The 24,412-nt window shown below is 65.2% G+C and carries 20 protein-coding genes; 16 read left to right on the forward strand and 4 right to left on the reverse strand.

What is annotated here, in order from left to right; all coding sequences use genetic code 11:
- Window positions 1-97 precede the first annotated feature (97 nt).
- Window positions 98-1,285, reverse strand: a complete 1,188-nt coding sequence (locus tag U3649_RS11230; RefSeq protein ID WP_407351416.1) for an SAM-dependent methyltransferase — start codon at window positions 1,283-1,285, stop codon at window positions 98-100.
- 701 nt (window positions 1,286-1,986) lie between these two features.
- Between U3649_RS11230 and U3649_RS11235 the strand changes: the two genes are divergently transcribed.
- From U3649_RS11235 to U3649_RS11265, 7 genes are all read left to right on the forward strand, one after another.
- Entirely contained in the window at window positions 1,987-2,481 is a 495-nt protein-coding gene (locus U3649_RS11235) for a hypothetical protein (RefSeq protein ID WP_407351417.1), read from the forward strand.
- Between the two features lie 4 nt (window positions 2,482-2,485).
- Window positions 2,486-3,103 (forward strand): hypothetical protein, encoded by a 618-nt coding sequence (locus tag U3649_RS11240; protein WP_407351418.1) that lies wholly within the window; start codon window positions 2,486-2,488, stop codon window positions 3,101-3,103.
- A gap of 106 nt (window positions 3,104-3,209) precedes the next feature.
- Window positions 3,210-4,052 (forward strand): pesticin C-terminus-like muramidase, encoded by an 843-nt coding sequence (locus tag U3649_RS11245; RefSeq protein ID WP_407351419.1) that lies wholly within the window; start codon window positions 3,210-3,212, stop codon window positions 4,050-4,052.
- Window positions 4,046-4,603: a hypothetical protein gene (locus U3649_RS11250; protein WP_407351420.1), complete on the forward strand. Its 558-nt coding sequence runs from the start codon at window positions 4,046-4,048 to the stop codon at window positions 4,601-4,603. The genes U3649_RS11245 and U3649_RS11250 overlap by 7 nt, the downstream gene beginning before the upstream one ends.
- Before the next feature lie 28 nt (window positions 4,604-4,631).
- Window positions 4,632-5,654 carry a prolyl hydroxylase family protein gene (locus tag U3649_RS11255; RefSeq protein ID WP_407351421.1) on the forward strand — a complete coding sequence of 341 codons (1,023 nt, stop codon included), beginning with the start codon at window positions 4,632-4,634 and terminating at the stop codon, window positions 5,652-5,654.
- Window positions 5,655-5,826: 172 nt separating this feature from the next.
- Window positions 5,827-10,170 (forward strand): glucoamylase family protein, encoded by a 4,344-nt coding sequence (locus U3649_RS11260; protein WP_407351422.1) that lies wholly within the window; start codon window positions 5,827-5,829, stop codon window positions 10,168-10,170.
- A gap of 338 nt (window positions 10,171-10,508) precedes the next feature.
- Window positions 10,509-10,772: a hypothetical protein gene (locus U3649_RS11265; protein WP_407351423.1), complete on the forward strand. Its 264-nt coding sequence runs from the start codon at window positions 10,509-10,511 to the stop codon at window positions 10,770-10,772.
- Between the two features lie 83 nt (window positions 10,773-10,855).
- On the opposite strand, the gene U3649_RS11270 is transcribed toward U3649_RS11265, so the two are convergent.
- The 3 genes from U3649_RS11270 to cysS form a co-directional block, all read right to left on the reverse strand.
- Complete coding sequence (locus U3649_RS11270; protein ID WP_407351424.1) at window positions 10,856-11,008, reverse strand: hypothetical protein; 153 nt, start codon at window positions 11,006-11,008, stop codon at window positions 10,856-10,858.
- A 646-nt stretch (window positions 11,009-11,654) separates the two neighbouring features.
- Entirely contained in the window at window positions 11,655-12,095 is a 441-nt protein-coding gene (locus U3649_RS11275) for a SufE family protein (protein ID WP_407351411.1), read from the reverse strand.
- 334 nt (window positions 12,096-12,429) lie between these two features.
- Window positions 12,430-13,797 carry a cysteine--tRNA ligase gene (gene cysS / locus U3649_RS11280; protein ID WP_407351425.1) on the reverse strand — a complete coding sequence of 456 codons (1,368 nt, stop codon included), beginning with the start codon at window positions 13,795-13,797 and terminating at the stop codon, window positions 12,430-12,432.
- Window positions 13,798-13,919: 122 nt separating this feature from the next.
- On the opposite strand from cysS, the gene U3649_RS11285 reads away from it, so the two are divergent.
- From U3649_RS11285 to proB, 9 genes are all read left to right on the forward strand, one after another.
- Window positions 13,920-14,411 (forward strand): hypothetical protein, encoded by a 492-nt coding sequence (locus tag U3649_RS11285; protein WP_407351426.1) that lies wholly within the window; start codon window positions 13,920-13,922, stop codon window positions 14,409-14,411.
- 274 nt (window positions 14,412-14,685) lie between these two features.
- Window positions 14,686-15,705: an N-acetylornithine carbamoyltransferase gene (locus tag U3649_RS11290; protein WP_407351427.1), complete on the forward strand. Its 1,020-nt coding sequence runs from the start codon at window positions 14,686-14,688 to the stop codon at window positions 15,703-15,705.
- Window positions 15,706-15,763: 58 nt separating this feature from the next.
- Window positions 15,764-17,035, forward strand: coding sequence for an argininosuccinate synthase (locus U3649_RS11295; RefSeq protein ID WP_407351428.1), 1,272 nt, complete (start codon window positions 15,764-15,766; stop codon window positions 17,033-17,035).
- Between the two features lie 166 nt (window positions 17,036-17,201).
- Window positions 17,202-18,287 (forward strand): acetylornithine deacetylase, encoded by a 1,086-nt coding sequence (locus U3649_RS11300; RefSeq protein WP_407351429.1) that lies wholly within the window; start codon window positions 17,202-17,204, stop codon window positions 18,285-18,287.
- Between the two features lie 112 nt (window positions 18,288-18,399).
- Window positions 18,400-19,734 (forward strand): acetylglutamate kinase, encoded by a 1,335-nt coding sequence (locus U3649_RS11305; protein ID WP_407351430.1) that lies wholly within the window; start codon window positions 18,400-18,402, stop codon window positions 19,732-19,734.
- Window positions 19,731-20,339 (forward strand): GNAT family N-acetyltransferase, encoded by a 609-nt coding sequence (locus tag U3649_RS11310; RefSeq protein WP_407351431.1) that lies wholly within the window; start codon window positions 19,731-19,733, stop codon window positions 20,337-20,339. The genes U3649_RS11305 and U3649_RS11310 overlap by 4 nt, the downstream gene beginning before the upstream one ends.
- Entirely contained in the window at window positions 20,336-21,280 is a 945-nt protein-coding gene (argC, locus tag U3649_RS11315; protein ID WP_407351432.1) for an N-acetyl-gamma-glutamyl-phosphate reductase, read from the forward strand. The genes U3649_RS11310 and argC overlap by 4 nt, the downstream gene beginning before the upstream one ends.
- A gap of 223 nt (window positions 21,281-21,503) precedes the next feature.
- Window positions 21,504-22,802, forward strand: a complete 1,299-nt coding sequence (gene argH / locus U3649_RS11320; RefSeq protein WP_407351433.1) for an argininosuccinate lyase — start codon at window positions 21,504-21,506, stop codon at window positions 22,800-22,802.
- Window positions 22,803-23,196: 394 nt separating this feature from the next.
- The gene (gene proB, locus U3649_RS11325) at window positions 23,197-24,330 is read left to right on the forward strand and encodes a glutamate 5-kinase (RefSeq protein WP_407351434.1); all 1,134 of its coding nucleotides are present in this window, start codon (window positions 23,197-23,199) and stop codon (window positions 24,328-24,330) included.
- Window positions 24,331-24,412 lie beyond the last annotated feature (82 nt).

A 24,412-nucleotide genomic window follows, 5' to 3' on the forward strand; every position in this document is an offset into this window, starting at 1 on the left:
TGCGCCCTAAACGGTGCCGAACTCGACGGTGGAAGCCTGCGAGCGGGGAGCAAGACGGTTTCTCCAGGTGCACGTTGGCGGAGCGGCGAACGAGGTATCAAAGGCGTTCGCGCAGAATGGCTTCGACGGCGAGCGGATGACCGATCACGAGAAGATCCTTGGCACGCTGGGACAGATCGCCGAAACGCGGCTCCTCCAGAACGTTTCGCGGATCGCGTCGGTAGCGATCCAGGAGAGCCCTGTCCTGTGACAGCGAAACAACGAAAGCGACTGCCGGTGTCAACGTGATCGCAGAGCGTCGCAGGTCAAAGGAGAAGGCGGACAGCTTGTCAATGGCCTCCAGTTCGTCCCGTTGGTAGCGAGCGATGTCATAGGTAGGCGGCGATCTTCCCGGAGACTCTCCCTCCGTGATGACTTCCAACTCAAATGCGACGTCCCTGTCGGTCGGGGCAGCGTCTCTAGGCGGAATATAGAATGTGGAGAGGGCCGAGAGAGTGCCGACGAAATCACTGTCACGAAGTCCTTTGATCGGTACTTTCTCGATCAAAGGTTCGGTGCCCGGAAACCGGGAAGCAACGTAGTGAACGAGCGTCCAATCAGGGCCATACCGTTGAGTCAGTGTTCTGACCAACACCCCGAATCCATCGTTCCTGTAGCCCGTTTTCCTGTATCCGAACTCTCCAATCAGTCCGACCTGCCAAAGCACGACATGAAGTCGAGTATCTAGGAATCTGTTTCGCAGGAGCATATCGCTCGCTTCATAGGTAAGCAGGCCGGGGTACGCCGGATCAAATCCTACATCGGCGATGAGATGGTCCAATGCAGAGATGCCGGGCCGCATTGTCGCGTAGTGGCCTTCCGCCCGAGCAATGGCCATTGCTCTGTGCGTAGGTGACGCAAAGACACCAGGATGTCCGTAGTAGATGGCGACGACTCGCTTGCCTTGTCTGACATAGTGCAGCATTGCTTCGGCCATCTGCACATATGTTTCATAGCGCGTCAATGCCTCGCTATAGAGCACGCAAAGGTCATATGCGTCAGGGCGCAGATGATTGATCCAAGCTTGCGTAATCGGGTCATACAAGCAATGGAAGACATGGTCGGCAGCGCGGATTGCGGATTCCGAATCGGCGGCGAAATCGATCAGGCCGAGGCCTGCGCCGATGATCGTCAGTTCGCCTCGATGAACTTCTCGCGAGGTCGTTGTGCGGGATTCCAGAAGTTCTTTGATGAGGTCGGTCCACTTTGAACGTTCCTCTTGGTTCGCTTGAACTGGCTTTTCCATCGGCCTTCCTTTCCTGCAAGTGATACGCCCGTCAGGTCAGCGAGCGTCCGTTGCCCGGGCGTACCATCGCAGAAGACGATACGGCGGATTTGCGAGCGGGATTTGGTGCGAGTAGATTAAGGCTTGCTATCGAATGGTTGGTTGCTGGCGCTCACCTGAATGAATGCGCGTCCGTGATCAAGAATTACCGGAGATCGTGCCGTGCGCCACAGGCCCCACTGCAATGACTTCTCGCTACGCAACTCTCTTCGCTGGAAGCTCCGAGTGCTCACGAAAAGTGAAGTGTGACTCGCCTTGCAGATTTACGTTAGTGAAGTCATCAGTTGGTAGCATGATGCTGCCCAATGCTGTGCTAGGCTCAAAAGTCTTCTTCGATTCTGCATTCGCAAGCGGTCCATCAGCTTGGTGGATGCGGAAATCTTAAAGGAGTTCTTGTGAAGAAGTTGACTCCCGACGAGTTGAAAACGATCTCCGGCAGCACGGTAACCGCGCAGGACGAGACGGAGACGTTTCCGCCTATCACGGTGACTGGATCGCCACCGCCGCCTTCACCTCCCCCATCGCCACCGCCCTCCTGGCCACCGCCGTCTCCGCCGCCGTCGCCTCCTCCGCCGCCCGGTGGTGGCGGTGGATCACCGCCGAGCGCTCCTGTCGCTTCTGGGCTAGGGGCTGCGGTTGATCAACGTATCAACGCAAACACCTTGGCCAAGGCCCGCCTGCGTAGGTACAGGATCACTCTGGGGCTCAATATCCAGGTGGTGGATAACCTCGGCGCGAATGGCGTGTTCGACGGCGGCGTCATCAAGATCAGTTCGGGCATCACCGGGAATCCCGATCTGACAGCGGCCGTTCTCGCCCACGAGCTGTATCATTTCACGTATCCCGTCGATTTCGGCTCGACTACCCCCAGCCGAACCACGTACATCAACACCTACCTCTACAACGAAGGTGGCGCGATGTACGATCAGATGAGCTTCATTCGCGGGGGGCAGGCTACCTTTCCGGGTCTGGGCACGGTCAACATGCCTGCAGGCAGTTGGGCGGTTTACGACCAGGTGCAGAATGGTCAGCTGACTCATGCCCAAGGAACTCAGCAGTTGGGTCAGATCTACGGTGCGCTGACGCGCAGCGACGGTCGGACGATGGAGGAGTTCTACGGGTCACATTGGGATGAAACTTACGGAGGAGGCGGCTGAGTCCTTGAGCGTTCCTATGTGGAGTATTGTCAAAGCCTCCATTGCAGCCGTGGTGTTTGCGGCTATGACAAGCGCTTGCTCTGCCAGAACGGAGAGGGGAGCGACGGATGTTGGCGCAAGCGAGATGATGGCGCCTGATCAAGATGCATCGCATCAGGCGGCGCTGACCCGGCTCGAGCGTCTGCTGGACTACAAGATGGAGCGTCCCCAGCTTGGGGACGTGGCGTGGCTGTTTGATCTTTCAACAGTTCAGCAAGTCAATGACGGTCCCTACCATGGGAGCTACACCGTGGAGGCCAAGGAAAATGCGCTTGGCATCAAGGGCGCAAGCTTTACCAGTTGCATGCAGGGCGTGGATGAAAAGAGCCCTATCAACGTCATGATCATAGAGTTCAGCGGCAATGCGCATGCAGGCGAAAAGTGCGTCGATATACGTGCGCTTGCCGATCAAATGAATGTCAACCTGCAGCCGCCACGCCCGACGCCAACTGCTGGCTTAAGTTGGATTCAAGAGGCGTTCAAACGGTCTGGAAATAGTTCGTTGTACTTGATTACGAACAACGAGGCTTCTCCTTGCATGTCTCGCGCAAACGTGGGCTGGGGTCGTGCGGAATGCAAGTGACGTAGGCAACATTGGATTGAAGTGTGGCGCGATCAAAGCTCTTCTTCGGCCGCCTTAGTCAGGCGAGATCCGTGCTTGCTTGACGCGGAAATATCAAGGATTTGTTATGAAGAAGTTGACTCCCGATGAGCTGAAAACCATCGCTGGCAGCACGGTATCCGCGGAGGACGAATCTGAGACGTTCCCTCCGATCACGGTGACCGGAACGCCACCACCACCATCTCCGCCCTCCTGGCCGCCACCTTCCTGGCCACCGCCGTCTCCTCCATCGCCGCCGGGCGGGGGTGGCTCGCCGCCGCCGCCGCCGCCACCGGGACCTCCGCCCAATCCCAATTGTGAGAATCCCGCCAACGAGATCGACTTTGAAGCGCTCGAGCAGTTCGAGGGACCCCAGGCCACGCAGGGTTACGTGCCGCGGGACGCGAACGGCAATCCTCACGCCAATAGCGGCGTGACGGTGGCAACCGGTGTCGATCTGTTTGGGCGGACCCAAGCCAGCATGGCAGCCATCGGTATTCCGCAGCCGCTGATCAATACGCTGTTGCCGTACACCACCCAGCAAGGCGCCGCCGCAGACGCGGTCGCTGGCAATCTCGTCATTACTCCACAGGACGCGGATACCCTGGATTCCTTGGTGCGGGCTCAGTTCATTGCCGACCTACAGACGCACTACAATGGGGCTGCCGCATTTGCGGATTTCTTCCAGTTGCCCGCGAATGTGCAAACTGTGATCTATAGCGTTGCGTATCAGCACGGTATCCCTGGAATCATGAACGAAACACCGAACTTCTGGACGCAAGTCACGACAGGAGATTGGCAAGGGGCGTACGACAATCTGATGAACTTTGGAGACGACTTCCCGACACGACGGCAAGCCGAGGCCGCGATGCTCTTGGAAGAGATAAACAACGACGACTATGTGCTGCCGACGCCACAGAACCCATGTTGACCATCCCTAGAATTTCGCTGATGGCCTTTTCCTGTGCCGCGCTGGTTGGCTGTGCCCTCCCGCGCAACGAAACCGCACCGGTGAGCCAGACCGCACAGATGACCGAATCCAGCAGTGCACCGGCGCCATCGGGCGCGGCGGTCGACGTGGCTACGGCTGCGCAATCTTACTTCGGGAGCGCCCGGGGCGATTACATCGTCCCGGATGCGCCCTTGAGTGAGCAGCTACTGCTTGCGATGGGCATCCCGGATAACGCCGACGGAACGTCAAAGCGACTCGCGTCGGTTGGCGGCGGCCTGTCGCTGCAGACCGGTTGCCGCCAGCACAACTGTCAGGAGAAGGGCGCCGTAGTCACCGATCAGAGCGGCAATGTGGTTGGAGCGGGGCTCATCCACTTTCGCTGTAAGGAAAGTGGATGTGACCGGAAGCCCATACTGACGATCTTCGCATCTGGTCGTCTGTCGAGCTCGGCGGAGCCTGAAAGGGTTCTCTTGGACTGGGCCAACAGCAAGTATCCGGGTATCGGAAACGAGCGGAGGGTGTTGCCCTAACCGTCAGTTGCGGTGGCAACTCGTCGTCATGAGGCAGCGTGATTTCAGACTAAGATCCCGATCACTGGAAATCCTGGATGGTTGCACGCTATTCAATCTGATCTCGATCTTCCTGGCCGAAGGTCGTGTACCGCACTCGCGCGCTCAGCTTGCGAACGCCTGCTGGAGCTCCCAAGGCGAAGAGCATAGTCTGAGCTATGTCGCCAAGCTGCTGGATCGGGTCGGCATCGGAACATCCGGATACTATCTGGCGTCAAGGCGGACCCACCAGCTCACGCCGCCGCTTTTTTGTTTCCTAACACGCCATCCCGGCAGGCGGTCGCTCGCTATTGTCCTGCGCCGCTACAAGGACGGAGTCGTGGTGCACGAGGGGGCTGGGGAAGCGATGGCGATGTCGCGACGAGAGTTCGCGGCGGTTTGGGATGGAGTAGCCTTGGTCACCGAAGGTGCCACGGATCAGCTCATCGCCGACGAGCAACGTGGGATGGACGAGCGCTCGCTGGAGCAGTTCCGGGCCAGCTTCGGCCTGAAAGCGGGCTTTCTGGATGCTTCCGAATGCGATGAAATCGTCGGGCAAGCCAGCAGACACTTCCAGCGCAGCGTTGTCGGACGCGCCTTGGAGGTTTCGCCAGTCAGGACCAGTCAGAGCGCGTACCTCAATTCCAGCCTGATACCGATGCAGGCAAGCATCTTCGATCGTGCCCGCCAACTCGTGAGTGACGCCGAACTGGAGTTCGAGGATTTGCAGGTCGTGCGATACGGCCCTGGCGAGTCGTATCAATGTCACTTCGACGTGGACATGCATTCCCCGCCTGGGCAGTCGTCGGCCTTCGGGCTGAGGAAGTGGACGATTCTGGTCTACTTGACCGATGACTTTGTCGGTGGCGAGACGCGTTTCCCGCTGTTTGGCGAGTCGATCGCGCCGAGAAAGGGTGCAGCGTTGTACTTCAGGAACTACACGGACGAGGAAAATCCAAACCCCTTCGCGTTGCACACCGGTACGCCGGTCAGGTCCGGCGCAAAGTTTGCGATGAACGTTTGGTCGAAGTAGTGGCCGGTACCTGGCGAATCCGGCAGCTTCATGCAGGTACGTTGTAGTGGCCGGTCAGCATATGGATGACTTGCAAGACGACACGACTGTCGAGATAAGCCCGCCCGCAAGGGGGTCGAGATGCGGTGCCTGGAGTGTTACCGCCAAGATTCAGTGTGAACACGAAGACGTGATGCCGAGTGACCGCGGCGTCAAGTACGCGGCTGATCGCTACGAAGCGCTTGCACGCCAGCACGCCCGATGGCAGCGCCCGCGATCGCGCTTGAGGCCGGAAGCTGCACTGCTGGCTTGCAATGCTGGATTGGAGTCTTGCTTGTCGGCCATTCCTGATCGTGTCGATAGCCATGCTCCAGCAGATGACATCCACCCGCTTCTTAGAAGCAGTCACTTTCTGCAGACAACGCTCAAGGAGATCGCGTCCGAGTTCCGTGAGGTCGCGAAATACACGTTGCCGTTCGTCGTTGCCGAAGGAGGTGTGCAAGCTCGCATTCAGCAGTTCGTGGAGCAGTTTGCAGTGCAACTGAGCGAGGAGCTAAGTGCGTCCTCATTGAGAGAAGCTATATCGGCATACCAACGCCATGCCGCTCTTGAGCAAGTTGAGCTACATGCGATTCGCCCACTTCTAAGTCTCATCTTGCTGGATCGGATTTTGCAGTCTGGGGCTGGGTCGACAAACGAATGCGCTCGCTGCGACGGCACCGACCGGCGAGGGGGATTCCGCGCCGGTCGGCGCGATAAGACCAGTCCGGACCTGAGTGAATCGACACCCGATTCCACCGAGGACGACGGAGCGGTGCGAGGCCGGGCGCAAAGCGGGGCAGTGATAGAAGCTTGGATTGGAAACCTAAGGGCCCTTCGTAAACTGTGCTGGTCCCACTTCATCTGCTCCGTCAGCGTCACAGAGTCGACTCTCGCCCGCGACCCTTCCGGCGACTATCCGGACATGGATGCGATCACGCGCGAGCGCTACCGGTGGCGAGTCTTTGACCTGGCGGTCCAGTCTGGAAGAACTGAGGCGGAAGTAGCCGAGATTGTCATAGCGCTGGCGCAACAGTCCGCTGCCGCGGCTGCTTCCGAACGCGCGAGGCACGTAGGCTACTACCTCTTGGATGAGGGTGTTGCCAGCGTCCGGCAGCAAATCGGGGGCAGGACCGACCGCCAGCGGCTTGAGTGTCTGAGGAAGTCGGGCGTTCTCATATGGGCGTTCATTGCAGCGCAGTTGATCATCGCGGGCACGGTCACAGCCGGAATCATGCTGTGGGTCGCCGGGTCCGGTGCTTCCGGGCTGATGAGATTGGTCGCTGCCGCTACTTGCATTGTCGTCGCAAGCCAGATCGGGGCCGCGTTCATCGCGTGGATCGCGACGTTCATGGTACGGCCACGCCCCCTCCCGAGGATGGACTACCGCAAAGGATTGCCTTCCAGAGCGTGTACCTGGGTAGTCGTTCCCTGTCTTCTGGAAAGCCGCGCAGGCGCGATTTCACTGGTTGACGATCTGCATATGCGGTTCCTCGCAAATCGCGACAGTCAGCTCTATTTCGCGCTGCTCAGCGATTTTCCAGATGCGCCCTCCAAGTCGATGCCGGACGATGACGACGCGTGGTATGCGGCGGCTGAGGCAATCGAGCGGCTCAACGACAAGTATCCGGCGGCGGACGGCACCAGATTTCTGTTGCTGCATCGGGACAGGGTATGGAGCGAGGATCAGGGCGTGTGGATGGGATACGAGCGGAAGCGCGGGAAGCTGGACGCGCTCAATGCTTTCCTCCTGCGCGAAGCCGATAGCTTATTTGACCGGCTCGTAGGACGCGTCCCGGAGCAGTCACGTGCGCGCTATGTCGTAACGCTCGACAGCGACACCGAGATGTCATGGGGCGGCGTGCGTCGGCTGGTGGAGACAATCGATCATCCGCTCAACCGGCCGGAACTGGTGGATGGCGGCAGATCCGTCGGCGCAGGCCACGCGATCCTTCAGCCAAGGGTTTCATTCAGGCTTCCTAGCCAAGGCGCCTCCGGCTACCAGCGCCTGCAGAAGTGGGAAAGAGGGGTCGATCCGTACTCGCTAGTGGCCTCCAGCTTGTATCACGACCTGTTTGTGGAAGGATCGTACGTTGGAAAGGGAATCTACGACGTTGCTGCGTTTCGGAACGTCATGAAGGATAGGTTTCCGGACAATCGCATACTCAGTCACGACCTGATTGAGGGATGCTATGCCCGATCGACTGTGGCCGCCGACGTCGAAGTGTACGAACAACCGGCCAAGTCGCAGCTCGTCGACCTCAGCAGGCGTGAGAGATGGATCCGAGGGGACTGGCAGATCAGCGCCTGGTTGTGGCCCTACGTTCCGGTTCGAACGGGGTACACCAGGAACACGCTATCGACGCTTTCGCGCTGGAAGATATTCGACAGCCTCAGACGAAGCCTCGTCGAGCCCGCTGCCCTGGCGGCATTGGTCGTTGCCTGGCTTCATCCCGGGATGTTCGCGCTCGCAGTTGTCGTTCTGCTTCTCTATCTTCTCCAGCCGTTCTTGGATTGCATGCGGTTCCTTTGGATCAAGGTCACTGACAGCCTCAATGGCGTGACCAACACGGGAGCGTTCACCGATATTGGTCTGGCGTTGGCAAGGCCGATCTACGCGATGGCCACGCTGCCGCAATCGGCGGCGGCGAGCGTCATGGCGATCGCCAAGGCGCAGTGGCGCCTTAGAGCCTCTCATCGCAAGCTCCTGGAGTGGGAACCCTTCTCCCTGCTGCAGCACGCCGAGAACTCCCCGGCACAGCGGGCGCGCGCAACATCGGCGGCCATCGCGTTCGCTTTGGTAGGTGCCGGGTCATTGGCAGCATTGGGCATCCCGACGCTGTGGCATGCGGTTCCATGGGGGGTGATCTGGTGCGTCGCCCCCTTGGCCGGGTTACGCCTGTCTCGCCCCAGGTATGCGCCGGCGCCGGTCCTGGATGAGGAGGATCGTGCCCTGTTGCAACGAGCAGCGAGACGGACGTGGGCGTACTTCGAGGACTTCACGAACGAGGCGCTTCCGCTTCCTCCGGACAATGTTCGTGAGTTGCCACGACCGGATGTTTCATTGCGAACGTCACCGACCAATATCGGCTTTGGGTTGCTCTCCATCATCGCCGCCTACGACTTGGGATACATCGGCAGGACAGAGTGCCTATCGCGGATCGAAAGAAGTCTTGCGGAGATTAAGAGGCTGGAGAAGTACCGCGGACACCTGTACAACTGGTACAGCATCGGCGCCAGTAGTAAGCCGCAGTCCTCCTATGTGTCCGCTGTCGACAGCGGAAACTTCGTTGCGTGCGTTCTGGTGCTTAGATCCGCGCTGCTCGGGATGTCGCTTGATCACTCCACGATTCCGCAGATGCTGTCAGGAGTATCCGGCACCTTCGCCGTATTGTGCGACTCCAGATCTCATATCGACGAAAGAAAACTGGCCGACTTCGCGTTCCAGCTGGATGCTGCGCTGCACATGTGCGAGAGCAGAGGTGAAGTTGAAGATCTGCAACTGCAGAAGCTGACCGCTGCCGCCGAGCATTTGCGTTCAGCCGCGTCGTCAGGGGCGGAAGCGGACGCGCGCTATTGGGCGGAAAAGCTGTGGAACCACTGCAACGCGCTTGCGGTTGAGGAAGCGCACGCAACCAATGCGAGCGAAATGGAAAGGAAGGTCGCTGTATTGGTGGGCTTGTGTGACCGCCTCATGGACTGCAGTTTCGATCTGTTTTTCTCCACGGAACGTCAGATGCTGCACATAGGCATCGACGCGCTGTCTGGCGTCAGGGACGATGCCCATTACGATTTGCTCGCTTCTGAAGTGAGGTTGACCGTCTATATCGCTGCCGCCCGCAATGATATCCCGATACAGGCGTGGGCTGCGCTTGGCCGTCAGTTCACGTATCACCGCCGCGCCCCCGCACTGTTGTCGTGGGGAGGCTCGATCTTTGAGTATCTGATGCCGGACCTACTGATGCCGGTAGTGCCAGGATCTCTGCTGGATGTCTCTCGACATGGAGCATTGGCGATGCAGATACGTCATGGGGGAGAAAGAGCAATGCCGTGGGGCATATCAGAATCTGCCTATGCGGAGTTCGACGAGAATTTCAACTATCGCTATTGTGATTTCGGCATCAGCTCACTCGGCTTGAAGCCGCGTTCCGTGGCAGAGATGGTAGTGTCACCTTATTCCAGTGCGCTTGCGCTGTTGATTGAGCCACAGGCCGCCGTCAGAAACCTCACCGACCTTGAGCGGCTGGGCATGCTTGCAAGGTATGGATACTACGAGGCCTTGGACTTCACGCTTGGCCGCGCGTCTTCACTTTCGGAATGTAAGGGCACGATAGTCCGTGAACATATGGCGCATCACCAAGGTATGAGTCTGTTGGGATTTGCAGCTGTGCTGTGCGGCCAGTTGATGCACAGGCGCTTTCTAGATACCCCTGAATTGCGTGCTGCCAGCACGCTTCTGGACGAACGAATGCCTACGCGGTTCTTCGCTGTTTCCTGATCGCCGATGATGCTGGTGGTGACCGACTTGGAGCGCGGCCCCATGATACCCCGTAACTGAACAGCATTGAGTGCGAGGTCGTCAATCTGTTGGCCGAGGTCGAAATTTAGAGCGAAAGGAGGGGTGAGCAAAGGTGCGAGTTGGCGGCAACGCTGGCAGGCGAGCTTCGCTGTCTGCGCAGGATCGTCCATGTGGTCATCAGGGAGACGGCGCCGAAGCCGCGGTAGTTGAGCGGAACTCTTTAAATCCGGGGGTAGGCAGGATCAGTTTGATCTTGCAGTAATTCGGAAGGAGAGTAGCCTCAGCTTCGAGGCAGTCGCTTGGGCAGCAAGTGTTGAATGAGAAGGTTCGTCTTCCACGGCTGCATCGCACTAGGGGCAGGGATAGGCCTGCTGATCGGAGCTGCGCACAGTAGTCTTGGGCTCGCGATCCTCTTCGGACTGAAACTGACGGTGGTCGGCATGGTACTTGGAGCATTTCTCTCAGGAATCGGACGCAAGTCATCCAACAAGGAAAAGACGGTCAAGCGCGACCGTGAGCGCGAGGAGTTGGAGCGAGTTTTGGGCGGATGGGTAGTCACGACGGCAGTCCAGAAGAGCTGATCGCGAACTACTGGCGCGACAAGGGGCGCCCTCCCTTCATGAATCCAGAGGATCACGATCCGAAGGCATGGCCGACGACGGTGCTACTCGTCGCTGAATCGCTTCTTGATCGCGTCCCTCGCCCGCTGATAGAGCGATCGACTCGTGTCCGTGGCCTCTTCGGCCATGATCCGGCCGTCCCCGAGTACCTGCTTGCCCGCCTGGTATCCCAGCGACTTGCGGCTCGCGAGCCGCATGCCGTGTGCCGCGGCGCCTCTCGTTGTTCCGCGGTCTGGGCGGCGGATGTTTGCCTGGCGCGCGGCCGCCTGCGCCGCCGCGGCGTGTGGCGCCGCTGGGGCCGCATGTCGATGGCGATAAGCGAACACGAGGCCGACCGCGGCGGAGCGAGGAGGCAGCGGTCAGCGACGCCGGCCACACGGAACCAACGCATTGAAAGCGGCGCCAACGCCACTTCGAAGCCGAAACGCTCGATGATCTTTCGAACTGCGGGGCCGGCACCGCGATCTGTGTTAACGGACCGATTCAGCGGCAACTGACAGCCTCCCAGGTCGCAGACGCGTATGCGTGCCGATCACTGTAAAAGCCTCAAAATGATGAACTCAGAATAAACAATCGGCGAGGTAGGGGGTACCTCCTCTCGCGGTCACGAATGGAAGTTAATTAAAACAACAAGTTATGCGCCGATTCTTCTTGCAGAAGCAGATCGGCGACTGACTCAAGGCAGGGATTGGGGATTCGGGATTCGGGATTCGGAAGAGCCTGGATCCCGGTTTCGGGCCTGCCGCAGCGGAACCGATGGGAGCGCCTGCCGCCTGAAGCGGCGGGCGCTTTCGTTTTGGCGGTCCGGCGATCGAAGAAGGACGCGGCCGCCCTTTGCAGCCGTTACGACAGCGCCCGCTGCGCCTGTTCGCGGATGTACGCGAGCAATGCCGCCAGGCCGTTGCTGCGGGTCGGGGACAGGTGCTTGGCGAGGCCGATCGCGGCGATGTAGTCCGGATCGGTGTCGAGGATCTCGCGGGCGCTGCGGCCCGAGTACACGCGCAGCGCCAGGTAGACGAGGCCGGAGACGATCGCCGAGTCGCTGACCGCGGCGAAATCCAGCCGCCCCGCATCGCCCGAAGGCACGATCCAGACCATCGACTGGCAGCCGTGCAGGCGGTGCTCTTCGGTCTTCCATTCCTCCGGAAATTCGCGGAGCTTGCGGCCGAGGTCGATCAGGTACTGGTAGCGCTCGGACCAGTCGCCGAAGAAGGCGAACTCGTCGCGGATCGCGGCCTGGGCGGCTTCGGGGGTGGATTCGAGGGGGAAGGGCTGTTCGGTCACGGATTGGATTGCCTTGTTCTCCGGTGCGCTGCGCGGGGACGCGCGGGTGCAACTCCTGCGTTCGAACTGGGTGTCGGGCGTGGCCGATTCAAGGCGCCGCGGCACTGGCGCTCCGCATTCGCTCGAAAACCGACGCATGCGGGAGGGCCGCAGCCGAACCCCTGCCTGCTGTGGGAGCGACGGAAGTCGCGACATGGCGCCGGGCGTCGCCGACCCGGCGTTGTCGTCGCGACTTCCGTCGCTCCCACGAGGCGACGCCCCGGCGAATGTCGCGACCTCCCGACGGTGGTGTGCCACCGCCACTGCAAAGAGGACTGGCAGACATGATCGCGCTTCAGGCGCGCTTCCAGCGAACGCCCTGCGGGGTGTCCTCGAGCAGGACGCCCTCGGCCGCCAGCTGTTCGCGGATGGCATCGGCGCGGGCGAAGTCGCGGTTCTTCTTCGCCGCGGCACGCTCGTCGATCAAGCCCCGGATGCGGGCGTCGTCGTCGCCGGAGGCGCCACGGGCGAACCAGGCCGCCGGATCCTGCTGCAGCAGCCCCAGGGCGAGGCCGGCGCCGAGCAGTTGCGATTTCGATTGCTTCCGGAGCTCGTCGCTGTCCGCCTTGCGTGCGTCCGCGGCGATGCCGGCCAGCTCCGCCAACGCCTGCGGCGTGTTGAGATCGTCGTCGAGCGCGGCCTCGATCGCGGCCGGGATCTGCGGGGCGGCCTCGACCGCGGCCAGGTCGCGCAAGGTGCCGTAGAGCCGGTCGAGGGTCCGGACCGACTGCTCGATCAGGTTGTCCGACCAGTCCAGCGGTTGCCGGTAGTGCGCCGAGAGCAGGGCGTAGCGCAGCGCCTCGGGCGGGTGGCGCTGCCGCAGGTCGTTGACCTTCTCGATGTTGCCCGCCGACTTGGACATCTTGGCGCCGGTCAGCGTGAGCATGCCGTTGTGCAGCCAGAACCGGGCGAACGTGCGGCCGCCATGGGCGCATTCGCTCTGCGCGACCTCGTTCTCGTGGTGCGGGAACTGCAGGTCGATGCCGCCGGCGTGGATGTCGATGGTTTCGCCCAGATGCGCGGCGGCCATGGCCGAACACTCGATGTGCCAGCCGGGCCGCCCGCGGCCCCAGGGCGAGTCCCAGCCCGGCAGGTCGTCGGTCGAGGGCTTCCACAGCACGAAATCGCCGGCATCGCGCTTGTACGGCGCCACCTCCACGCGGGCGCCGGCCAGCATCTCGTCGGGATCGCGCCGCGACAGCTTGCCGTAGCCCTCGAAGCTGGCCACCGAGAACAGCACGTGCCCCTCGGCGGCATAGGCATGGCCGCTGCCGACCAGGCGTTCGATCATGGCGACGATCTCGCCGATGTGGGCGGTCGCGGCCGGTTCGATGTCGGGGGCGGCGACGCCGAGCGCCGCCATGTCCTCGCGGTAGGCGGCGGCGTAGCGGTCGGTGATCTCGGAGATCGGCACGCCGCGCTCCCGGGCGGCGGCATTGATCTTGTCGTCGACGTCGGTGATGTTGCGCGCATAGCGCAAATCGCCGTAGCGCCGGCGCAGCAGCGCCGCCAGCACGCCGAAGACCACCGGGCCGCGGGCGTTGCCGATGTGGGCATAGTTGTAGACCGTGGGCCCGCAGACGTACAGGGTGGGGCAGGCCGGGTCCAGCGGCGCGAACGGTTCGACCCGGCGGGTCAGGCTGTTGAAAAGACGCAGGCTCATCGCGGCACAGGAGAGGGAATCCACCGATTCTACCGGTCGCCCGGCACTCACGACAGCGAGGATTCAGCACAGCGGCACGCCCGCGGCCTACACTTTCGAAGCTGCCGGTCTCCGAGACATCGATGCTGCGTCCGTTTCCGTTCCCGACCATCCTGCTGCTCGCCGCGCTCGCGGCGGTGCCGGCCGTGGTGGCGCAGGAGCGGATGCTTCCGGCACAGCCGCCGGCGGCGCCGCAGGAGAACGTGCGGATCGACTACGCCAAGGTGCTCAGCGCCGAGCCGGTGCACCAGACCCTGCGCGCGACCAGCATGGTCGAGCGCTGCGACCCGGCGACCCCGGTGCGGCAGGAGGAGGACCGCCGCGGGCTCTCGCGGGTGGTCGGCGCGGTGCGCGACGTGCTCACGCCCTCGGAAGAGATCGACGAGGTCGCGCCCTCGGCCGGTGGCGATTGCCGCATGGTCCCGATCGAGCGCGAGTTCCGCCGCCCGATCGGCTACGACGTCGACTACGTCTACAAGGGCGTCAAGTACCGTTCGCGCCTGCCCTACGATCCCGGCAACCGGGTGCGGGTGCGGGTCTCGGTGACGCCGGTCGTCAGCTCCAGCGGGCAATGAACACGCCCGCATTCGTGCTTGCGGCCGATGGCGCCACGTGCGACGATGCCGCCGCGATGACCCAGCTCCGCGCCGACGCCCAGATCCTCACTTCCGCCCGCATGGCCGCGGGCATGACTTCGCGCGCGCGCCGACCGGACACCTGCCTTCACGCTGGGTAGCCGGAGCTCGCGTCATCGAGTTTCACAGGACAAGCCCAGCCTCACGCTGGGTTTTTTCGTTTTTGCGCCGTCATTTTCCGACCGCCCCGGTGGGGTGACCGACAGGACCATCGATGAAGCACTTCCTCAACACCCAGGACTGGACCCGAGCCGAGCTCGACGCGCTGCTCGCCGATGCCGCGCACTTCAAGCGCGACCGGATCGGCGATGCGCTCAAGGGCCGCGCGATCGCGCTGGTGTTCTTCAATCCGTCGATGCGCACCCGCACCAGCTTCGAGCTCGGCGCCTTCCAGCTCGGCGGCCACGCGGTGGTGCTGCAGCCCGGCAAGGACGCCTGGCCGATCGAGTTCGACCTCGGCACGGTGATGGACGGCGACACCGAGGAGCACATCGCCGAGGTGGCGCGGGTGCTGTCGCGCTACGTCGACCTGATCGGCGTTCGCGCGTTCCCGAAGTTCGTCGACTGGTCGGCCGACCGCGAGGACCGGGTGCTGCAGGGCTTCGCGAAGTACGCGACCGTGCCGGTGATCAACATGGAGACCATCACCCATCCCTGCCAGGAGCTGGCGCACGCGCTGGCGCTGCAGGAGCGTTTCGGCACCCCGGACCTGCGCGGCAGGAAGTACGTGCTCACCTGGACCTACCACCCGAAGGCGCTCAACACCGCGGTCGCCAACTCGGCCCTGACCATCGCCACCCGGCTCGGCATGGACGTGACCCTGCTGTGCCCGACGCCGGACTACGTGCTCGACGAGCGCTACATGGACTGGGCGCGGCAGAACGTCGCCGAGAGCGGCGGCTCGCTCGCGGTCAGCCACGACATCGACGCCGTCTACGCCGGTGCCGACGTGGTCTACGCCAAGAGCTGGGGCGCGCTGCCGTACTTCGGCGACTGGGAGAAGGAAAAGCCGATCCGCGACCGCTACCGGCATTTCATCGTCGACGAGGCCAAGATGGCGCGGACCAACGACGCCGTCTTCAGCCACTGCCTGCCGCTGCGGCGCAACGTCAAGGCGACCGACGCGGTGATGGACTCACCGGCCTGCATCGCCATCGAGGAGGCCGAGAACCGCTTGCATGTGCAGAAGGCGGTGATGGCGCAGCTTGCTTCGCAAGCCGTGATTCGGGATTAGGGATTGGAGATTCGCAAGAGCCAAGACACCCCATTCGTACCGCACTGAGGAACCAGACGTGACCGCTTCCCCCAATCCCCAATCCCCAATCCCTAATCCCGCCCCCGGAGAAGGCCAAGACATCGTCTTGGCCTTCTCCGGGGGTTTAGACACCAGCTTCTGCGTGCCCTACCTGCAGGAGCAGGGTTGGAACGTGCATACCGTGTTCGCCGACACCGGCGGCGTGGACGCCGAGGAGCGCGCCTTCATCGAACGGCGCGCGGCCGAGCTGGGCGTGGCCAGCCACGTCACCGTCGATGGCGGGCCGGCGATCTGGGACGGCTTCGTCAAGCCGTTCGTCTGGGCGGGCGAGGGCTACCAGGGGCAGTATCCGCTGCTGGTCTCCGATCGCTACCTCATCGTCGATGCCGCGTTGGCGCGCGCGCGCGGCCTGGGCACCGACGCCGTCGCCCACGGCTGCACCGGCATGGGCAACGACCAGGTGCGCTTCGACCTCGCGGTGAAGGCCTCGGGCGACTACCGCATCGTGGCGCCGATCCGCGAGATCCAGAAGGAACACACCCAGACCCGCGCCTACGAGCAGGCCTACCTGGAGCAGCGCGGCTTCGAGGTGCGGAGCAAGCAGATGAGCTACACCATCAACGAGAACCTGCTCGGTGTGACCCTGTCCGGGGGCGAGATCGACCGGTGGGAGGCGCCGGGCGACGGCGCACGCGGCTGGTGCGCGCCGCGGCGCGCATGGCCGGACGAGCCGCTCCAGGTGCGGTTGCGGTTCGTCGCCGGCGAGGCGGTGGAACTGGACGGCAAGCCGCTCGACGGCGCCACCCTGCTGGGTCGGCTCAACACCCTGTTCGCGCAGTACGGCGTCGGCCGCGGCCTGTATACCGGCGACACCACCATCGGGTTGAAGGGACGCATCGTCTACGAGGCGCCGGGGCTGACCGCGCTGCTGGTCGCGCACCGGGCGCTGGAGGAGGCGGTGTTGTCGAAGCAGCAGAACCGCTTCAAGCCCGAGGCCGCGAGGCGCTGGGTGGAACTGGTCTACGAGGGCTTCTTCCACGATCCGCTGAAGACCGACCTGGAGGCGTTCCTGGCGTCCTCGCAGCGTATGGTCAACGGTGAGGTGCTGCTGGAGACCCGTGGCGGCCGCGTCGATGCGGTGGCGCTGTCCTCGCCGCACATCCTCAACGCCCGGGGGGCCACGTATGCGCAATCGGCCGACTGGGGCGTCGAGGAAGCCGAAGGCTTCATCCGGCTGTACGGCATGAGTTCCACGCTATGGGCCCAGGTGAACGGAGGCGCGGCGACGGGAGCGGGAAGCCCGGAATAGGAGCGGCGGGTTTCCTGTGGGCCTTTCTTGTGGGAGCGACGGAAGTCGCGACCCGAGGGCGGGAAAGCCGTCGCGACTTCCCGGCGGCGGCATGCCGCCGCCACTCCCACAGCGTCACCGGCTTCGCTATCGACCACCACCACTGCTCGACTAACGACGACTCACGATGCTTGCCGAAACCCTTCGCCACCTCGAAGCCCTGGTCTCGTTCGACACCCGCAACCCGCCGCGGGCGATCGGCACCGGCGGCATCTTCGACTACATCCGCGCGCAGTTGCTCGGCTTCCGGGTGGAGGTCGTCGACCACGGCGACGGCGCGGTCTCGCTGCTGGCGGTGCGCGGCGCGCCGCGGCGGCTGTTCAACGTGCACCTGGACACGGTGCCGGACTCGCCGCACTGGAGCGCCGATCCGTTCAAGCTGCGGGTGGCCGGCGATCGCGCGACCGGGCTCGGCGCCTGCGACATCAAAGGGGCGGCCGCCGGGTTGCTGGCCGCCGCGCAGGCGACCCGCGGAGACGCCGCGTTCCTGTTCTCCAGCGACGAGGAGGCCAACGACGCCCGCTGCATCCCCGGCTTCCTCGCCGGCGACCACGGCTTCCTGGAGGCGATCGTCGCCGAGCCGACGCGCTGCGAGGCGGTGCTGGCGCATCGCGGCATCTCCTCGGTGCGGTTGCGCTTCCGCGGTTCGGCCGGTCACGCCTCGGGCGCCGGCGCGCTGCAGGCCAATGCGCTGCACCAGGCGATGCGCTGGGGCGTGCGGGCGCTGGACTTCGTGCAGGCGCAGGACCACCAGCGTTTCGGCGGCCTGACCGGACTGCGCTTCAACGTCGGCAAGGTGGAGGGCGGGATCAAGGCCAACGTGATCGCGCCGGAGGCGGAGGTCCGCTTCGGCTTCCGGCCGCTGCCGTCGCAGGACATCGACCAACTGCATACCCGCTTCGGCGGCTTCGTCGAGGCCGGCGCACTGGAACGCTACGAGGAAACCTTCCGCGGCCCGTCGCTGCCGGCCGGCGACGTCGCCGAGGCCGAGGACCGGCGCCTGCAGGCGCGCGACCTGGCCGACGCGCTGGGGCTGCCGATCGGCAACGCGGTCGACTTCTGGACCGAGGCCTCGCTGTTCTCGCAGGCCGGCCTGACCGCGCTGGTGTTCGGCCCGGGCGACATCGCCCAGGCGCATACCGCCGACGAATGGGTCGCGCTGGACCAGTTGGAGGCGTATGCCGACGTGGTGGCGCGGATCATGACGCAGTGAACAGGAGTGAGGAGTAAGAAGTGGGGAGTGAGTAAAAGCGACGGCGAGCTCTTCTCTCGTTTCTCACTCATCTTCACTCACTTCTAGCCAACGACGACAGACGACGAATGAAATGACGCCCCACATCCAGACCCGCCAGACGATCATCCGGCTGCTGTCCAGCATGGCCAGCGCCAAGGAGATCAGCCAATACCTCAAGCGCTTCTCGCAGCTCGACGCCAAGCGCTTCGCCGTGGTCAAGGTCGGCGGCGCGGTGCTGCGCGACGATCTCGATGCGCTGACCTCGTCGCTGTCGTTCCTGCAGCAGGTCGGGCTGACTCCGATCGTGGTGCACGGCGCCGGCCCGCAGCTGGACGCGGAACTGGCCGCGGCCGGGATCGAGAAGCGCACGGTCGATGGGTTGCGCGTGACCACGCCCGAGGCGCTGGCGATCGTGCGCCGGGTGTTCCAGGCTTCGAACCTGGCGCTGGTGGAGGCGCTGCAGGCGGCGGACGCGCGCGCGACCTCGATCACCGGCGGCGTGTTCGAGGCCGACTACCTCGACCGTGGCACCTACGGCCTGGTGGGCGGGGTGAAGGCGGTCAACCTGGCGCCGATCGAGGCCAGCCTGCAGGCCGGCTCGATCCCGGTCATCGCCAGCCTCGGCGAGACCGCCGGCGGACAGATCCTCAACGTCAACGCCGACGTCTCCGCCAACGAGCTGGTGCGGGTGCTGCAGCCCTACAAGATCATCTTCCTGACCGGTACCGGCGGCCTGCTCGACGGCGACGGCCGGGTGATCGACTCGATCAACCTGTCCACCGAGTACGACCACCTGATGGCGCAGCCGTGGCTCAACGGCGGCATGCGGCTGAAGATCGAGCAGGTCAAGCAGCTGCTCGACGGCCTGCCGCTGGCGTCCTCCGTGTCCATCACCCGGCCGGCCGACCTGGCCAAGGAGCTGTTCACCCACAAGGGATCGGGCACGCTGGTGCGCCGGGGCGAGCGGGTGCTGCAGGCCGCGAGCTGGGACGCGCTGGACCTGCCGCGCCTGCGCGCCCTGATCGAGTCCAGCTTCGGCCGCCTGCTGGCGCCGGATTACTTCGAGCGGACGCGGCTGCTGCGCGCGTACGTCAGCGAGAACTACCGTGCCGCGGTCGTATTGACCGACGCCGACGGCTGCGTGTACCTGGACAAGTTCGCGGTGCTCGACGACGCCCAGGGCGAAGGCCTGGGGCGGGCGGTCTGGCAGGTCATGCGCGAGCAGACGCCGGCGCTGTTCTGGCGCTCGCGCCACGGCAATGCCGCCAACCACTTCTACTACGCCGAGTCCGACGGCTGCTACAAGCAGGCGCAGTGGAAGGTGTTCTGGTACGGCATCAGCGACTTCGCCGAGATCCGCGCCTGCGTGGAGCACTGCGCGCAACGCGCGCCGACGCTCTTCGATCCGCCGGTGGCGCCGCCATGACCGCGTTCGCCGCTCCCGATTTATTGCAGGGCGACCACGTGCGCCTCGAGCCGCTGCAGCCGGCGCATGCCGACGGCCTGCGCGCGGCGCTGGCCGGCGACGCGCTGTCGCGCTGCTGGTATACCTCCGTACCCACGGCCGCGGGCGTGGACGACTACATCGCCGAGGCGACCGCAGGCCGGCAGGCGGGGCGGGCGCTGCCGTTCGCGGTGCGTGGGCCGGGCGGCGACGTCGTCGGCTGTACGCGCTTCTACGACCTGGACCCCGCTGTCCCGAGGGCGTCGATCGGCCATACCTGGTACGCCCCGGCCGCCCAGCGCACCGCGGTCAACACCGAGACCAAGCTGTTGCTGCTGGCCCTGGCCTTCGAAACCTGGCGCTGCCTCGCGGTCGCGTTCGAGACCAGCTGGTTCAACCGCCGCTCGCGCGAGGCGATTGCCCGACTCGGCGCCCGCCAGGACGGCGTGCTGCGCAACCACCGGCGCCACGCCGACGGCAGCCCGCGCGACACGGTGGTGTTCTCGATCGTCGATGGCGAGTGGCCGGCGGTGAAGCGCAACCTGGTGGAGCGGCTGCGGACCCCATCGGGAGGAGAGGCCGGATGAAGAAGGCCATCGGCATCATCGGCGCCCGCGGCCATACCGGCGCGGAGCTCGTCCGCTTGGTCGCGGCGCATCCGGCGCTCGGGCTCGCCTTCGTCTCGTCGCGCGAGCTGGACGGGCAGCGCGTGGATGCGCACGTCGCCGGATTCGAAGGCGAGCTGCGCTACGAAAACCTCGATCCGGCGGCGGTCGCCGGCCGTGCGGTGGACGCCGTGGTGCTGGCGATGCCGAACGGCAAGGCCGGCGGCTTCGTCGCGGCGATCGACGAAGCGGCGCCGCGGACCGTGATCGTCGACCTGTCGGCCGACCATCGCTTCGACGACGGCTGGTACTACGGCCTTCCGGAGCTGACCCGCGGCCGCTACCGCGGCGAATGCCGGATCAGCAATCCCGGCTGCTACGCAACCGCGATGCAGCTGGCGATCGCGCCGATGCTCGGCGAACTGTGCGGGCCGGTGCAGTGCTTCGGCGTGTCCGGCTACTCCGGCGCCGGCACCACGCCGTCCGACCGCAACGATCCGGCGCTGCTGCACGACAACTTGATGCCGTACGCGCTCGCCGGGCACATCCACGAGCGCGAGGCGGCGCGCCAGCTGGGCGCGCCCGTGGAATTCATGCCGCACGTGGCGGCGCACTTCCGCGGCATCACCCTGACGGCCAACCTGCACCTGCGCGACCCCGCCCGAATCGAAACGGTGTGGGCGCGCTACCGCGAGCGCTACGCGGGCGAGCCGCTGGTGGAGGTGCTCGACGATGCGCCGTGGGTCAGCCGCATCGCCGGCCGCCACGGCGCCCAGATCGGCGGTTTCGCGCTGGCGGCGGACGGCCGGCGGCTGGTGGTGGTGGCGACCCTGGACAACCTGCTCAAGGGCGCGGCGACCCAGGCGATGCAGAACCTCAACCTGGCGCTCGGCTTCGGCGAATTCGAAAGCATTCCGCTGTGACGCCCATCGCCGGAGCGACACGGAACGGAAACGTGGGAGCGGCGGAACGGAGATGTGGGAGCGACGAATGTGGGAGTGGCGGTGGCATGCCACCGCCGGGAAGTCGCGACGCCTTGTCCGAACCCGTCGCGACTTCCGTCGCTCCCACAAGAGGTTGGCGGCCGTGACTTCCGCACTTGCGAGGGCGGCCTCACACGAACGATTGACCGATACAGGAGCTGACATGTCCGACCTCCTCTGGCAGAAACCCGGCGTCGCCGTCGACGCGCGGATCCAGGCGTTCCTGGCCGGCGACGACGTGATCCTCGACCGCGAGTTCTTCCTGCACGACATCGCCGCCAGCCGCGCGCATGCGCAGGGCCTGCAGCGGATCGGCATCCTCGATGCCGGTGAACTGTCGGCGCTCGAGCGCGAACTCGAGGCGCTGGCCGCGGACTTCCGCGGCGGCGGTTTCGAACTCGACGCCCGCTACGAGGACGGGCACTCGGCGATCGAGGCGCGGCTGGTCGAGCGGCTCGGCGATGCCGGCAAGAAGATCCACGCCGGCCGCAGCCGCAACGACCAGGTGCTGGTGGCGACGCGGTTGTGGCTGAAGGAGAAGCTGGCGCGGACGGCGGCGCTGGCGCGCGAGACGGCGACGCTGGCGCTCGATCGCGCGCAGGCCGAGGCGATGCTGCCGCTGCCCGGCTACACCCACCTGCAGCGCGCCGTGGTGTCGTCGGCGGGCCTGTGGTGGGCCGGCTGGGCCGAGGCGTTCATCGACGATGCGCGGCGCGCGCTCGATACCGCCGCCTGGATCGACGCCAACCCGCTCGGCACCGCCGCCGGCTACGGCGTCAACCTGCCGCTGGATCGCGCGCACACCACGGCCGCGCTCGGCTTCGCCCGGCTGCAGGTCAACCCGGCCTATGCGCAGCTCTCGCGCGGCAAGTTCGAACTGGCCGCGCTGGAAGCGCTGGGCTCGGCGACGCTCGACCTGCGCCGCATCGCCTGGGACCTGTCGCTGTTCACCAGCGCAGAGTTCGGTTTCGTGGCGCTGCCGGCGCAGTACACCACCGGCAGCTCGATCATGCCGAACAAGCGCAATCCCGACGCGATCGAGCTGATGCGCGCCACCCATGCCAGCGTGGCCGCGGCGCGCACCGAGATCGAGCAGCTGCTGTCGCTGCCCTCGGGTTACCACCGCGACCTGCAGGCCAGCAAGGGCGCGATCTTCCACGGCTTCGGTCGCGGCCTGGCCGCGTTGGAACTGCTGCCGGCGCTGCTGGCCAACCTGGAGTGGCGGCCGGAGCGGATGCGCGCCGCCATCGACGCCGGCATGTACGCCACCGACGTCGCGGTCGAACAGGCCGCGGCCGGCGTGCCGTTCCGCGACGCCTACCGCGCCGCCGCCGAATCGGCGGAGACGGCGGGCGAGGGCCGGACGCCGGAAGCCAGCCTCTATGCCCGGGTCTCGCCCGGCGCCGCCGCCGACCTGCGGCTGGACGAACTGCACCGGCGTCTGGCGGCGCTGCCGGCGTGACCGGCGGCGCGACTCCCGCAGAGCCGAGCCTGCTCGGCTGCTTCGCGCGCGGAGGCGCCGTGGCCCGCGCAGCGGAGCAAGCTCCGCTCTACGGCGAAGCCCGGTCTTTCGTAGAGCCGAGCTTGCTCGGCTGCTTCGCGCGCGGAGGCGCCGTGGCCCGCGCAGCGGAGCAAGCTCCGCTCTACGGCGAAGCTCGGTCTTTCGTAGAGCCGAGCTTGCTCGGCTGCTTCGCGCGCGGAGGCGCCGTGGCCCGCGCAGCGGAGCAAGCTCCGCTCTACGGCGAAGCCCGGTCTTTCGTAGAGCCGAGCTTGCTCGGCTGCTTCGCGCACCGGGGCGCCGTGGCCTGCGCAGCAGCGGAGCAAGCTCCGCTCTACGAAGCGGGGGCACCCGGGTGATGGCCGAATTCAGCGAACAGCTGCTGCCGCCCTGGCGGCGGGCGGTGCTCAAGGTCGGCAGCAGCCTGCTGGCCGCCGACGGCGGCGGCCTGTCGCCGCGCAATGCGCAGGCGCTGGCCGGGTTCGTCTCCGCCTGCACGGCGGCCGGGCGCGAGGTGGTGCTGGTCTCGTCCGGCGCGGTCGCGGCCGGACGCGCGATCGTGCATGCCGATACCGCCGTCGACGCGCCCATCGCCGAGCGCCAGGCGCTGGCCGCGCTGGGCCAGGCGCAGCTGATCGCCTTCTGGCAGGGCTTCTTCGCCCGGCCGGTGGCGCAGGTGCTGCTGACCCACGACGACCTGCGCAACCGGCGCCGCTACCTCAACGCGCGCGCCACCCTTTCGGCACTGCTGCGCCAGCGCGTGCTCCCCGTCGTCAACGAGAACGACACGGTGTCCGTGGACGAGCTCAAGCTCGGCGACAACGACACCCTGGCGGCGATCGTCGCCGCCCTGGTCGATGCCGAGGTGCTGTTCATCGCCACCGACATCGACGGCCTGTACGACGCCGACCCGCGGCGCAACCCGCAGGCGCGGCCGGTCGAGGTGGTGGCGCGCTTCAGCGCCGAACTGCTGTCGGTCGCCGGCGGTGCCGGCAGCGCCAGCGGCACCGGCGGCATGCGCACCAAGCTGGACGCGGCCCAGCGTGCCGCGGCGGCCGGCATCGCCACGGTGCTGTTCAACGGCACCCGCGCCGACGTGCTGGAGGCCCTGGCCCGCGACCGCCTGCGCGGCACCCGCGTGCATCCCGTCCGCAGCCGGATGGCCGCACGCAAGCACTGGCTGCAGAACGCGCCCGCGGAGCCGGGCGGCCTCGCCGTCGATGCCGGCGCCGCCGATGCGATGATCGAGAAGGGCGCCTCGCTGCTGCCTGGCGGGGTGCTGGCGGTGAGCGGTGATTTCCGCCGTGGCGACATGGTCGAGGTGTCGCTGCGCGAAGCCGACGGCGACCGGCGCATCGCCCGCGGCGTCAGCCAGTATTCGGCCGCGGACATCCGCCGCATCGCCCGCCGGCACTCGCGCGAGATCGAGGCGATCCTGGGCTACAACTACGGCGGCACGGTGATCCACCGCGACGACCTGGTGCTGCTGTAGAGCCGGGCCCGCTCCGCCCCGGGCGGTATCGACATCCAAGCCCGGATCCGGTGCCGCCCCTGTGGGAGCGACGGAAGTCGCG

This window comes from Luteimonas sp. R10 (assembly GCF_045689605.1).
In the GTDB taxonomy this organism is placed as follows: domain Bacteria; phylum Pseudomonadota; class Gammaproteobacteria; order Xanthomonadales; family Xanthomonadaceae; genus Luteimonas.